General features: G+C 38.8%; 12 protein-coding genes. 6 read left to right on the top strand and 6 right to left on the bottom strand.

The genetic code is table 11. The features are described from left to right. Positions 1–66: 66 nt before the first annotated feature. Positions 67–795, top strand: a complete 729-nt coding sequence (locus DET49_RS14805; protein ID WP_133549051.1) for an SDR family oxidoreductase — start codon at positions 67–69, stop codon at positions 793–795. Positions 796–928: 133 nt separating this feature from the next. On the opposite strand, the gene DET49_RS14800 is transcribed toward DET49_RS14805, so the two are convergent. Beyond that, on the bottom strand, positions 929–1,978 hold the full coding sequence (locus tag DET49_RS14800; RefSeq protein ID WP_133549049.1) for an RluA family pseudouridine synthase: 1,050 nt from the start codon (positions 1,976–1,978) through the stop codon (positions 929–931). Then, a complete protein-coding gene (locus DET49_RS14795) occupies positions 1,978–2,595 on the bottom strand; it encodes a PASTA domain-containing protein (protein ID WP_133549047.1) in 618 nt (205 codons plus the stop codon). Before DET49_RS14795 ends, DET49_RS14800 begins: the two co-directional genes overlap by 1 nt. A gap of 315 nt (positions 2,596–2,910) precedes the next feature. On the opposite strand from DET49_RS14795, the gene DET49_RS14790 reads away from it, so the two are divergent. Then, positions 2,911–3,891, top strand: a complete 981-nt coding sequence (locus DET49_RS14790) for a D-alanine--D-alanine ligase (protein WP_133549045.1) — start codon at positions 2,911–2,913, stop codon at positions 3,889–3,891. Between the two features lie 259 nt (positions 3,892–4,150). Next, a complete protein-coding gene (gene coaD, locus DET49_RS14785) occupies positions 4,151–4,603 on the top strand; it encodes a pantetheine-phosphate adenylyltransferase (protein ID WP_133549043.1) in 453 nt (150 codons plus the stop codon). A gap of 110 nt (positions 4,604–4,713) precedes the next feature. Here the strand turns inward: coaD and DET49_RS14780 are convergent, their stop codons facing one another. Beyond that, positions 4,714–7,002 (bottom strand): TonB-dependent receptor, encoded by a 2,289-nt coding sequence (locus tag DET49_RS14780; protein WP_133549041.1) that lies wholly within the window; start codon positions 7,000–7,002, stop codon positions 4,714–4,716. Between the two features lie 224 nt (positions 7,003–7,226). Here DET49_RS14780 and DET49_RS14775 point away from each other — a divergent pair, with 224 nt between their 5' ends. Further along, on the top strand, positions 7,227–8,978 hold the full coding sequence (locus DET49_RS14775; protein WP_133549039.1) for a M14 family metallopeptidase: 1,752 nt from the start codon (positions 7,227–7,229) through the stop codon (positions 8,976–8,978). Here the strand turns inward: DET49_RS14775 and DET49_RS14770 are convergent. After that, positions 8,946–9,569, bottom strand: coding sequence for an NUDIX hydrolase (locus tag DET49_RS14770; protein ID WP_133549037.1), 624 nt, complete (start codon positions 9,567–9,569; stop codon positions 8,946–8,948). The two genes, DET49_RS14775 and DET49_RS14770, sit on opposite strands and share 33 nt — an antisense overlap. Before the next feature lie 7 nt (positions 9,570–9,576). Between DET49_RS14770 and pyrE the strand changes: the two genes are divergently transcribed. After that, complete coding sequence (pyrE, locus tag DET49_RS14765) at positions 9,577–10,218, top strand: orotate phosphoribosyltransferase (protein ID WP_133549035.1); 642 nt, start codon at positions 9,577–9,579, stop codon at positions 10,216–10,218. 3 nt (positions 10,219–10,221) lie between these two features. Then, on the top strand, positions 10,222–10,614 hold the full coding sequence (locus DET49_RS14760; RefSeq protein ID WP_133549033.1) for an SRPBCC family protein: 393 nt from the start codon (positions 10,222–10,224) through the stop codon (positions 10,612–10,614). 518 nt (positions 10,615–11,132) lie between these two features. On the opposite strand, the gene DET49_RS14755 is transcribed toward DET49_RS14760, so the two are convergent. Beyond that, complete coding sequence (locus DET49_RS14755) at positions 11,133–12,023, bottom strand: outer membrane beta-barrel protein (RefSeq protein ID WP_133549031.1); 891 nt, start codon at positions 12,021–12,023, stop codon at positions 11,133–11,135. Positions 12,024–12,068: 45 nt separating this feature from the next. Beyond that, positions 12,069–14,462 (bottom strand): T9SS type A sorting domain-containing protein (locus tag DET49_RS14750; protein WP_133549029.1); only part of this gene is annotated, 2,394 nt, incomplete at its 5' end.

The raw sequence follows: 14,462 nt of genomic DNA, 5'->3' as shown, positions 1-14,462 counted from the left end.
AAACTTCTTTAACGTCCCGAGCGCTTAAATCCTCGCAACTTGCAAGTCAACGATTAAAAAAATATTATGGATTTAAATGATAAAGTTGCCGTAGTAACCGGTGCAAGTAGTGGAATAGGAAAATCGATTGCCCAAGAACTTTCCAAAAAAGGATGTAAAGTAGCTTTAGCCAGCCGGAGTCTGGATAAATTAAAAGATATAGGTAAAGGTTTAAGCCAGAGTTTTGAAGTGGAAATGGACGTAACAAGCAATGAAAGTGTTACCACAGCCTTTGAGAAGATCCAGGATCATTTCGGAAGCATTGACATCCTGGTGAACTCCGCTGGAGTGATGCCCCTTACTTATCTTAAAAACAGAAAGCTGGAAGACTGGCTGCAAACTATAGAAGTAAATGTAAAAGGGACGCTGCGATGTATTCACGCCGTACTTCCAATGATGAAAAAACAACATAGCGGTCATATTATCAATATCGCCTCTGTAGACGGAAAAGAAATCTTTGAAGGTGGTGCGGTATACGGTGCCTCTAAAGCCGCGGTTATAGAACTTTCCAGAGCGATGCGCATGGAACTTTCCCCAGACTTTAATATTCGGGTCACTTCCATCGAACCTGGCACTGTGGAAACCGATCTGAGAGAAGATATCAGCGACCAGGAATTACTGGATGATAAAGACTATGGTAACGGCGAACCAAAACTTGAACCTAAGAATATCGCTGATGCCGTGCTTTATGCAACTACACAACCTGATAGTGTAAATGTGAATGAATTACTTATAAAACCTACGGGGAAGAGTTAATTCTTATACCCCCAAACCCTCAAGGTCATATAGAAAAACCACCTCATCTTAAAAATAAGCAGGGGTGGTTTTTTCTTTAACCAGAGACTTTACATAGGGGATTAGGCCCCAAGACGAGTTTATAATGATGATGTTATAAAACCTCCTTTTGATTCTTGGCGTAGTGTCGCCATTTCTCAATACAGGCCTGTATATCGTCAGGGATCTCGCTATTAAAGCTCATGGCCTTTCCAGTTTTAGGATGAATGAAACCAAGAGTTTTTGCGTGTAGTGCCTGACGCGGTAATATTTTGAAACAATTATCTACAAATTGTTTGTACTTGCTAAAGCTTGTCCCTTTTAGAATCCTTTCTCCCCCATAGCGTTCGTCATTAAAAAGGGTGTGACCTATATGCTTCATATGTACCCGAATCTGGTGGGTTCTTCCCGTTTCCAGCTTACAGGAAACCAGGGTCACATATCCAAATCGTTCTAATACCCTATAGTGGGTTACGGCCGGTTTTCCTTTTTGGTCAGCATCCTGACCTTCGTAAACTGTATTTTGTAAGCGGTTTTTGGGATGGCGGCCAATATTGCCTTCCACCCTGCCTTGGTCCTCTTCCACATTTCCCCAGACCAATGCTACATACTCACGTTCGCTGGTTTTGTCAAAAAACTGTTTGGAAAGATAGGTCATGGCCTGCTCTGTTTTGGCAACTACAAGTAGTCCGCTGGTATCTTTGTCTATCCTATGTACCAATCCCGGTCGATCACTGGAATTATTGGGAAGGTTTTCAAAATGAAAAACCAATGCATTAATAAGGGTGCCGCTGTAATTGCCATGTCCGGGATGTACCACCATACCCGCAGGTTTGTTCACCACCAGCAAAGTATCGTCCTCGTAGACGATATCCAATGGAATATTCTCAGGGGTAAGTAAAAACTCATAGGGCGGATGCTCGAACATTACCTGTACCACATCCCCCGCTTTGACCTTATAATTTTGTTTAACCTGTTCTTCGTTAACGTAGATATTCCCGGTTTTTGCGGCTTTCTGAATTTTATTCCGGGTAGCATTTTCAATAAAATTCATAAGGAATTTATCTACCCTTAGAGGTTTCTGTCCTTCTCCAGCCTCAAATTTATGATGTTCGTATAAAGTTTCGTCCTGTTCTTCAACTTCATTTTGTTGCTCTTCTTTCATTAAAATTCAATTTCTTCCTCTTCAGGAATTATACTATCCTGTCCTTCCTCACCTTCCATTTTGTAGCGGCCAGAACCATCTCCCAGTACTAAATCTATAGTAGAGGTTTTCATCAGCTGGTCTCCTGGTTCGATTAATTGACCTTTATGTCTTAACTCTAAAACCGCATCCTTGGCAATGTCTGGCTTGTAGCTGATATCGCCAATTTCAAAGCCTAAAGACCTAAGGGTAGGCTCAGCCTGCCGCCGGGTCCTTCTAATTAGATCTGGGATCATTACTTTTCGGTAACCAGAGGGATTTAAGGTCAGGTAAATTTTTCTGTTTTCTTTTACAAACTTGCCCGGTTCCGGTACCTGTTCCATAACTGAGTATCGAGGAAAATCGGGATTAAAATTCGCCGAATCCAGGATTTCAAATCTCAAATCAAGCTCGGCCAGTTTATCATCTACCACGTCCAGGGATTGTCTAGATAGGTCCGGAACTGCTATACGCTGATCCTGATTAGTAGAATAATCCAACCATCTTAACGCTAAAAAAGCGATAACTATTACTAAAATTGCAGCAATCACTAATTGAATTAAAAAAGTTTTGCTGAAAATAAATTTAAAGAATCCCATACATTTGTTTCTAGGCAGCAAAGATATAAAACCCCTGCTTTTGGTGGCAGATTGTTTGTAGATTTGTTGTTTCGGCTTTGCCGGTTTATTGATTAAGCTTTACTATATCTGATTTTTTGCTATGTGCTGGCTTATAAATAATACAAGGGACACTTTTAAACTGGATATTATTTATTTCATCCTGGTTTAATTTAGGGCTAACCTAGCATATAAGGTATAACGAATAATTCGGTTAAAATATTTTTCATTTAACAAGAAGCTTTTTTAATCTAAGTTGATATCATTGAAACAACGAACTAAAAACACCAAACTCGGATGAAGAAAAAAATTGCCATCGCCATGGGCGGATTTTCCAGTGAATACAGAATTTCAATCAATAGCGGAAACATGGTTTATAAGCACTTAAACCGTGACTTATATGAACCTTACCGGGTGCATATATTACAAAAAGAATGGTTTGTAGTGGCCGATGATGACACTCCATATCCGATTAATAAGAATGATTTTACGGTAAAAATAGAGGGGAAAACAATTTCATTCGATTGTGTATTTAATACCATTCATGGTACCCCGGGAGAAAACGGACTTTTACAGGCTTATTTGGAATTAGTAGGAATTCCGCAAACCACCTGCGGTTATTACCAGGCGGCCTTAACCTTTAATAAACGTGACCTGATAAGCGTTTTAAAACCTTATGGGATAAAAACAGCAGTAAACTATTTCCTTGACAAAGAGGATAAAGTAAATTCTAAGGAGATTATTGCTAAAGTTGGTCTGCCATGTTTTGTCAAGGCCAATCGCGCCGGTAGTAGTTTTGGAATCACTAAGGTAAAAACTGAAGAGGAATTGATTCCAGCCACAAAAACCTCCTTTAAAGAAGATGACCAGGTAATTATTGAATCCTTCCTTGATGGTACCGAAGTTTCAGTGGGCGTTATTACCTATAAGGGAAAGGTAAAGGCACTGCCTGTGACCGAAATTATTTCTGAAAATGAATTCTTTGATTATGAAGCAAAATATTTAGGAAAATCTAAGGAAATAACCCCGGCAACTATTTCTGAAGAAAAAACCAAACAGGTACAGGAAATCGCAAAGTTAATATACAGGAAACTCCACATGCGTGGATTTACACGTTCAGAATTTATTTTCCACAATGGGGAGCCTCATTTTATTGAAATGAACACCACTCCTGGCCTGAGCCAGGCCAGTATTTTACCTCAACAAGCCAGAGCGGCTAATATTACTTTAACCGATCTTTATGGAAGCGCCATTGAAACGGCCTTAAAATTTACCTAATCTCAAAAGGCAGTGATCAGGTATTATATAAAGGGCTCTGGTTGAAATAAGAATAATGAATCAATTTTTAGATGATGGTCAAAATTAGTAAGAGATCTTCCTGTAGACAAGCCTTTTGATTAATCTTAAAATGACTAAATTAGAAGTTCATCGCATTTTTTTAATTTTTTAGATCGAGAAAATATCAACTAAACCCAATGCGATTTCCTGCCACAGTTTTTCCGATGAATTCAGGGGCAGCCAACTTTAAACAAACAAGATGAGAAAAGCAGTATTTCCGGGATCCTTTGACCCCATTACTTTAGGACATACCGATATCATTGAAAGAGCACTTCCACTTTTTGATGAAATAATTCTGGCCATTGGCACGAATTCCGATAAAAGATATATGTTCACCCTCGAAGAACGACTTCACTTTTTAAAGGAAACTTTTAATAAAGAACCCAAAATAAAAGTGACTACCTATAAAGGTCTTACGGTAAATTTCTGCAAAGAGCAAAACGCCGGTTTCCTGCTACGCGGATTGCGCAATGCACAAGATCTTGAATTTGAAAAAGCCATTGGCCAGACCAATTATAAAATGAGTGGTATAGACACCTTGTTTTTTATTACCTCTTCTGGGAAAAGTCATATTTCTTCCACGGTGGTTCGTGATGTGATTCGTAACCATGGAAACTATGAGTTTATGGTCCCCAAAGTGGTAAGAAAATAAAGAGCTCAAGGCTGAAAAGAAATTTATACGCTCAGCTTAAATCTATTGGAAAAAAAGATAGAAGGCAAAATGATTGCTGTAAACCCCGGAGCTAATGGCTCGGATATTTTTTAAAAAACATAATTGAGCTGGAGGCCTCCATAATAATTCCTGGGATTTCCTGGATAATAGTAACGTGGGGCAGCGCCTCCAAAGCCTACAGCATTGGTAACCACACTTGCGGCATAATGCTCATCCAAAGCATTATTGATTCCCGCGTATACATTTAAAAGTATATCGTCAATAATTTTAAAACTATAACCCGTCTTAAAATTCAAAAGATTGTAACCATCGGTGTAATTGGAGTTCTCATCATTTAAAGGTATTTTCCCTACGCTTCTATAATTTGAGAAGAATTCAAAACCTGAATCACTTTGAACATCTACACCGAAATTGACCGTGTATTTAGGAACTCCCGGAAGCTCATTACCTGAAAAATCTACATTATCGTTTATGAACCTATCAAACTTAAAAAAGTTTAGAGCTCCATTGATATAAGGTTTAACCTGTAGTTTTGAGCCCATTAAGAACCGGTAGTTGGTAAGGAACTCTATCCCATTATGATTGGTCTTTCCTGCATTTATTCCTACATATTGATCAGGGCCTATGCGCTGGGCTACCAGTAAATTTTTTATTTGAATGGAAAAAACAGAAATTTCAGTATACCACTTATTTTCAAGCCAATTCCCTTTAAAACCAGCTTCATAATTAATACCTGTTTCGGGCGCTAAATTGGTGTTTATCTGACCCTGTGGAGTTAGCGTTTCAGCAACGCTAGGTGTTGAAAACCCATGACTTATGGAAACATAAACATTTTTTCCTTCCCCTATTTCGTAACTTGTACCTATTCTGGGCGAAAAAACAGGTGCAAAACCATAGTCACCGGTTTGATTCACTTGATCCCGTGCATACAGATCCTTTAGGCTATAATTTGTGGTATTCAGGTTAAAACCAGCCTCCAGGTTCCATTTTTCATTAAATTCCAGGCTGATCTGTCCAAAGAAATTAGCATAATCCCGACGCTGCTCATTATTGCTTAAACGATTACCCAGCACACTGCCTGTTCCAGGAAAATCTTCATATAAGTTTTGGAAAGTGCCGATTTCATACCATTCATTATAATATTCTGCTCCAAGGCTTATTTCAGAAGGAATTTTAAAAACTCGGGCGTCTAACTTAAACTTGGTGCGAACCCCGGCTGAAACCCTTTCTTCCTTTAAAATATTAAATGGCCTCGGCTCGTAAGCATTCCTGAAATTAATAAAAATACTGGTGGTATTGCTTAATTCATCAACCAGTGCATGCGTATAAGAACCCCCAAGCATACCACGATCATAGGATTCATACCCCTTTGACTGAGCCCAGGAAAAAGCGGCAGTTTTCGGATTGTTTAAAAAGTCATCTTCATTTAGTGAACTCGGAATAAAGGCTTTCAACCTGGTGAAATTGGCCAGGTACGATAGACTTCCATCTTCACTGGTTTTTAAAGTTCCATTTAAAAGAGCCGATTTGCGATCATAGTTTCCATTTTCACGGTACCCATCACTGGTTAAGTTCGTAAAGACTGCAAAAAGAGAGGAATTAACAGTGGTATTTGAAGCCTGGTAAACCTGCTTTTGGGTATTAAAACTTCCAAACTGTGTTTTTAAGCCCAATCGCGCTTGTGTTTTACCGGGTTGTGTGGAGTACAAATTTATAGCACCACCCAGACCTGCACCATAGATACTGGAAGTTGGTCCTTTAATCACTTCAATCCTCTCCAGGCTCTCCTGATCAAAATCATCCAAGGTCAGTTCACCTTCTGCCGTGGTTAAAGGAATCCCATCAAAATAGGCCTGAATTCTATTGGTGCTATATTGAGAACGAGCCCCAATACCACGGATAGTGATCTTATTGGTATTTAAAGCGCCCTGGTTCACATAAACCCCAGGCACATTATTGAAAGTTTCCAGGACATTGGTAGCATCGGTTCGTTTAAAATCGGTTGCTGTAATTAGACTAATGGCTGCCGGCACTTTTATAAGGGGTTTTGGGATCATCGTACTACGCACCACCACTTCTGAAAGACCTTCGAGCCTTGGACTAAGATAAATCTTTGCGAGTCCTGCTGATTTTTTCAGCTCAATGTCCAATGTTTCAAATCCCAGTGCGGAAATTTTATAATTCCCGGGTAAATTTTCTGAAGTGATGCTAAAGATTCCCTTTTCATTTGAAATACCAATTAGGCCCGTAGCATTGGAGATGCTTGCACCTTCCACTGGTTCAGCGGTACTGGTATTAAGTATTTTGAACTGGTTTACCTGAGAAAACAGGTTCCCCGCATAGAGAAGACACAATAGCGCCAATATTTTTTTTTCCAACCTAGGTTTGTTTTATCCGGCTTTGGCCAAATAGCGGTAAGCCTTTACAGTAGGGGGCAAAATTAAGCTAGCCGAATATTTTAGCCTAAAATTAGGCCTTAATAATTCGCCTGAAAAGTTTTTAAAGCAGATTAGGTTTACTTTAACATGTGCCAATTAGCCTGAGTTTTTTGGTGGCTATTGGGGTTTTAGTTAAGTTTATACCATCAATTGCTAAGGATACTATGAAAAAATTTCTCTTATTGAGTTTGGGTTTACTTTCGCTGATTTCCTGCGATTTAGAAAAATATCAACTGGTTACCGAATATGATCTGGAGACCCGTTTTGAAAAAAGTAAGGGGACACAAACAGGGACATATGCCGAAGTTATTGATTTTTACAAGGAACTTGCAGAAAGTTCTGGAAAAGTTAGCCTTCAGGAATTCGGAAAAACTGACAGTGGGAAACCCCTTCACCTGGCCATCTTTAGCCCTGATGAAAATTTTGATTTCGAGCAATTACGTAAAGATAATAGCATCATCCTGATAAATAACGGAATTCACCCCGGAGAAAGCGATGGTATAGATGCTACGATGATGCTGTTCAGGGATTTGGCAGGAGACTCTATTAAAGCACCGAAAAATACCGTGCTTGCTACAATTCCCGTATATAATGTTGGAGGCGCTTTGAATCGAAATTCCACCAGCAGAACCAATCAAAACGGACCAGAGGAATACGGCTTTAGAGGAAATGCCAGAAATTACGACCTTAATCGTGATTTTATTAAGGCTGACACCCGGAATACACGTAGCTTTTACGAAATTTTTCATCACGTAAAACCCGATATCTTTATAGATAATCACGTAAGTAACGGGGCGGATTATCAATACACCCTAACCCATCTTTTTACCCAGCACGATAAACTTGGCGGAGAATTGGGGGCCTATTTAGATGAGCAAATCATGCCGGCACTTGAAGATTCTCTTGCTAAAAAAGATTGGGATATTACCCCTTATGTCAATGTTTTTAATGAGGTTCCCCAGGAAGGTTTCACCCAGTTCAATGATCACCCGAGATATTCCACGGGCTATGCTGCTTTGTGGAACACCCTGGGTTTGATGGTGGAGACCCATATGCTAAAACCTTATCCTAAACGTGTAAAAGGGACTTACGAACTGATGCGAAGTCTAATTGGAATAGCTGAAAAAGAAAGGCTGACAATAAAAGATATTCGCAAAAGAGCTTCCCGAAAATACCTTACGGAAAGGTGGTACCCTATCAATTTTAAACCAGATATGGAAAATCCCAGTAAAAGAAATTTTAAAGGTTATGAGGCGGAAATGGTGGAAAGTGAGGTTACCGGAGGAGAACGATTAAAATACAACAGGGATCAACCGTTTACAAAAGAAATAGATTATTATAATAATTTTATCGCGGAGGATACCATTGAAATCCCCCGGGCCTATGTTATCCCACAGGGTTGGTGGCAAGCCATTGACCTTTTAGAGCTCAATGAAATAAAAATGGAACCTCTCGAACAGGATACTACCCTATTTGTCGAAGTTTACAGAATTAAAGATTACAAAACCCTTGACCAGGCTTACGAAGGTCATTATAAACATAGTGAGAGCATCGTTACAAAAAAAATGGATTCGGTGAAGTTCCGAAAAGGAGATTATATGGTAAAAACCTTCCAGGAAGGTGTTCGGTATTTAATTGAAACTTTAGAACCCGAAGCATCGGATTCCTTTTTCAACTGGAATTTCTTTGATACCGTACTTCAGCAAAAGGAAGGATTCTCCCCCTATGTTTTTGAAGATGTTGCCAAAGAAATGCTCGATAAAAATCCTGATTTAAAAGTGGAATTTGAAGAAAAGAAACGGAATGATGCCGATTTTTCTAACAACTGGTATGAGCAACTGGATTGGCTGCACAAGCAATCCAGGCATTATGAAGCGGCACACCTACGCTATCCTATCTTTAGAATCCCGCGTTAAGTATTTTTCAGAAAAAAGAAGTTTAATATTCGCGTAAGATTTTTGCAGCGCCTTCTGGCTTTTCTTTAAATCTTTCCATTTCGCTTTTTCAATTCCTTCTTTGGTTTCAGGACGCAATTCCCCCTGGTAGGAGGTGCGCATTTCATACCAGTGTGTGACTTTTAGTCGGTAACGGCCTTTTCGTTTAAATACATGGTAGGTCTTATCCAGGAATTTGGTGACTTTAAGACCTTCTACCCCGGTTTCCTCCTCTACCTCCCGAATTGCCGAAGCTTCAATAGACTCGTTTTTTTCGGTTTTTCCCTTAGGAAGATCCCAACGTTTTTTTCGATAAATGAATAGAATTTCATCCTTCTCGTTCAACACCATCCCGCCAGCAGCAGTAACTACTCGCAATTTTTTAAAAAGATGTTTCAGCAATTTTTCTTCCTTGTCGTGATAAAGATTCACATAAGACAGTTCGCCGGCATTTATTTTCCTAATGATTCGCTTAATTCTCACTTTCTTAATTGGAAGCGATACATAATTTTCACCAAAATCTTTCTTTGTAGAGAGAATTAAGGGAATATCATTTACAAAAACTTTATACATTTGCAGTATGATTTTAAATAAAGAAACAGCCAGAACAACTGCTGAATTGTTATTGCAAATTAAAGCAATAAAATTAGATGCACAAGAACCTTTTACCTGGGCCAGCGGTTGGAAATCGCCAATATACTGCGATAACAGGATAGTACTCTCCTATCCTCCAATTAGAAACCACTTACGGGAACAGTTTGCGCGCCAAATTGAAGAGCTATATGGTAAACCCGATATTATTGCGGGAGTAGCAACAGGAGCCATTGGCATCGGGATGTTGGTAGCCGAAATTTTAAGCCTTCCATTTATTTATGTTCGTCCTGAGGCAAAAAGTCACGGGCGAAAAAACAAGATTGAAGGAAATTTATCTGAGGGCCAAACCGTAGTGGTAATAGAAGATTTAATTAGCACCGGAAACAGCAGTCTTAATGCCGTAAAAGCATTAAAGGAAGCAAAAGCAAATGTAAAAGGAATGCTCGCCATTTTTACATACGGTTTTCAAACTGCCGACGAAAATTTCGAAAAGGCAGCAATAGAGTTGCATACCCTTAGCGATTATGATTATCTTTTGGAAACTGCCCAAAGAACTAACTACATAAACGCCACCGAAGCCGATCTATTAAGAGACTGGCGGAAGGATCCGGCAAACTGGAAAAAATAAAAAATGAATTTAGAAAGCCAAAAAGTTACCGCTGACAAAAGTCAGCAGGAAATGTTCAATTTTTTGACCAGCATTGAAAATTACGAACAATTAATGCCCGAGAGTATAGAAAAATTTGAAGTTAAAGACGAAAAAACTTTCATTTTCGGACTAAAGGGCATGCCTATCATAAAATTACAAATTCAACAAACCAGAGAACCGGAATTGGTTGTGCTGGGTTCCACTTCCGATAAATTGGATTTTACTTTACAAGCGCATATCGCGGCCTTGGCTGAAAATCAAAGTGAAGTACAGATGGAATTTAATGGTGAATTCAATACCATGATGGCCATGATGGTTAAATCTCCATTGAAAAAATTCATCAATACCCTGGCTGAAAACATTGGAAAGCTATAAAATCGAGTATGACGATAGGGATTATCAATTTAGACTATTATTCTCTATCTGTTCTCTAGTACTACAACCCTCTAGGTTCTCGTATAGTCGGTATCTTAATTTATACCTTTGATTTTAGAAAAAGATGGAGTAAATAGCTATACCCCGGTTTTTTTAGGTTGAAAGTAGCTCATCCAAGCTTTTGCTGAATTAGTTGCAGCTTCCTTTTGTCTAGCCTGACCGCCGGTTGCTTAAGAGTTTTCATCTTTTAAATACTCATGGGGTCAATATAAACTCTGCCTCTTTTTTATATCAATCGATGGTGTATCCAGAAAATTTAGTTTTAGAGATATTAGGTGTACTTTTTCATTGTTCAATTTTAGAGACACTTATCCTCGATAATGAATAATATTCTCTTGTGTACTCTCCCTGCTCCTTAAACTCCTGCAATGAATGAAACTGTCATCTGTCCTCCGCTTTGGGATTAAGCGTAATCCCAGGACAGAGATACCCTTATGCGTCCTAAAAAAGGTACAGCTCTAAAATTGAAATGCATATTGAATTTTTAGACCAAAAGCCAGGGTTCTCACTTCATGTACATATTGTTCTGAATTCATATCTCTCCGGGAGGATAATAGACTACCGAATGCAAAAGCTGTTGGATTTTGATTATTATAATCAATAAACCTATCCTGTGAAACATCAGTTTTTATATCATGAAGTCCATAATCAAGGAAAAGCCCCATATAAAGGGACTGGCTGTTCTCCAACATCAGTTTGATCCCGCTTTCTAGGTGTGCTATAAAATTTGTTTTTAGGTTAAGTTCCGACTCAGAATTAATTACAGCTCCGAATTCACCAAAGCCTGCAAATTCTGGGTCGGTAAGTTCAACATCGTATTGCGGGTAATAACCGCTAGTTTCTAAAGAAGTAGTCCTGGATGTGTATTTTGAATCTAAAACTAAGCCTGCTTTAATACCAGCTGCTGCATAAAACCGGGTCATTCCAAGAGACTCATATTGTATATGGAGGGGAATATTAAAGAAATATACTTCCTGGTTTTCCGATAAATTATCAGCCTGGTACCTAAATTCAAACTCCTCAGCTTCCGAATCCTGGGTCATGTAAGCACCTTGAACATTGGGTAGAAATATGGATCCTTCCATATACTGGAATTCTGCACCAGTCCCAAGGCTCCAATTATCTGAAAGATAATAGGCATACTTAGCTCCAACGCCAAAACCGTTTCCCATTTCGCTATTATTTCCAAGTGCTTCATAGCTTAATTGGGAAAACGAACCCTGCATGTAAAACGAAACTTCATTACTAGATTGAGCCAAGGCCTGGGTACTTACACTTATTAGTACAAGTACGATCGCAAGTCTCCAAACGGCGCTTTTACTGGCCACTTTTATATTATTAGTTTTCATATATGTTTAATCTTTAAAATATTTATCAAAAAGTACTAAGCTTCTTTATCTTATAATAAACTTGAGTGATCTACTGATATTCTCAGTTTCAATCTTAAGAATATACACTCCCATTTGAAGGTTGTAAGGCAAGCTTATGCTTGTAACTTTTCTATTCGATTTCATTTGCCTGAGGAGCATCCCGTTAAGGTTGTGTATCGAAAGCTGCATGGTTTCAAGTTCTTCTTTAGGGAAATCTGCAAGAAGTTCCATTGTACCTCCTGAACTTACAGGGTTTGGCGCTAAAGAAACATTTAAAGAACTCCTTAACTGGATAGCAGAAGTGCAGGTTCTTAAAATTTCTCCGTCCTCGGTCTCCAATACTACGTAATAAGAGCTGTCTGTATCCAATAGGTCATCCGCATTTTTACCTGCAGAAAAGTATTGACCATTTCCGATTACTGAACCATTTTTATACCAGCGGTAACTCACAAATTTGTAGCCGCCATTGGTTTCAGGATTGTTATTAACCAACAATACATTATTAAACTTCTGAATGACGATATCCTCGAAATTGAAATTCTTCTCTACTGTTATATTATATGTTTGAGATGAATTTCCATCTTCCGAAGTCACGGTAACGGTTTCCCGGTAAATTCCAGGCGCCGGAGTACTTAATGTTAAGCTATTATCCTGATCGATGGTTGAACCCAGGTTTTGTTCAAGTTGAATTTGAACCTCATTCTCAGAATTTCCACAACCAATTAAATAATAGATCTCCCCACTGGGATTAGTATATGAAACTCCATTAATTACAACCGTATTTAAACGAGCTTCACTACCATTTACAGAAAGAGTTCTCACAACCGGATTTGCCGCTTCGTAGTTTTGGTTTCCTTCTTGAGTGGCGGTAATAACAACTTGACCACCACCTAGAATTCTTACAAATCCTCGAGGACCAACTGTAGCAGCAGGATTTTCTGTCTCATATTCATAGGAATATATTACCGGTAAGCCTGAGCTTGCTTTAGCTTCCAGTTGGAAATTATCATCTGCCAGTTGATTTCGATCTTCAATTTCATCAAAAGTGATAGTTTGTGATGCTTTTTTAATATCAAGCTGAGCAGACAATACTAAATCATTATAATTCTCCTGGTTTATTGTTGCACTTACTGTGAAATTTCCGGCATTCGTTTTTCCGTTATTTTCATAACTTACTTCAGCCCCGTCAGGCAATCCACTCACATAAATACTATGTTCGCTGCCATCATAAATGAAGGTATCATCCTCAAAAGCAACTCCTGTGATTTCTGCCTTTTTGATTACCAAAGACACTTCTTCTGAAGCCGAAAGATAATTTTCGGTTTCAGCTGAAACAATAGTAACAGAATATGTACCGACATTGGTATATCCTTGCTCTGGAGTATAGGTCAATTCAGTTTCAGAATGGTTCAGACTTGCAGCAACAGTCTTAACATTATTATCGTAGGTAAAGGTCTGAGTAGCATCGGCAGTGATTAACGCTTCAGCTTTGTTGATCACAAGATTGGCAGTCAGGACTTTATCATTATAATTTTCCTGGCTTACAATGGCAGTTACTTTATAGATTCCCGCATTGATTTGTCCGTTGTTGTCAAATTTCATTGTAGCTCTCTCTGGAAGCCCGATTACAGCTAAGCTGTGTGGGGTTCCATCATAAGTAAACGTATCATCTTCAAAAGCCACTCCTGTAATTTCTGCATTTTCGATTACCAGGGATACTTCTTTTGAAGCAGCCAGATAATTATCGGTTTCTTCGGCAGAGATAGTCACATCATAGGTTCCTGCATTTTTATAAGCTTGTTGAGAAGCATAAGCCAACACAGTTTCTGAATGGTTTAGCGTAGCTGCAACGTTCTTAACTGTTCCATCATAAGTAAACGTCTGAGTAGCTTCCGCAGTGATTATCGCTACTGCTTTTTCGATAACAAGATCAGCAGTAAGAATTTTATCATTGTAATTTTCCTGGCTTATCGTTGCAGTCACTGTATAAGTGTCCGCATTGATTTGTCCGTTGTTGTCATATTCTACTTTAGCCACTTCTGGAAGTCCGGTTACAGCTAAGCTGTGTGAGGTTCCATTATAAATGAAGGTATCATCTTCAAAAGCAACTCCTGTGATCTCTGCATTTTCGATTACCAGTGATACATCTTTTGAAGCCGACAAATAATTGTCGGTTTCTTCGGAAGAAATCGTAACAGGATAAGTTCCTGCATCGATATATCCTTGTGTAGGAGAATAGGCCAATTCAGTTTCTGAGTGGTTTAGTGTAGCTACAACGTTCTTAACTGTTCCATCATAAGTAAACGTCTGAGGAGCTTCCGCAGTGATTATCGCTACTGCTTTTTCGATAACAAGATCAGCAGTAAGAATTTTATCATTGTAATTTTCCTGGCTTATCGTTGCAGTCACTGTATAAGT

The sequence above is a fragment of the Salegentibacter sp. 24 genome (assembly GCF_004362395.1).
In the GTDB taxonomy this organism is placed as follows: domain Bacteria; phylum Bacteroidota; class Bacteroidia; order Flavobacteriales; family Flavobacteriaceae; genus Salegentibacter.
This window is presented reverse-complemented; position numbering and strand designations above follow the sequence as displayed.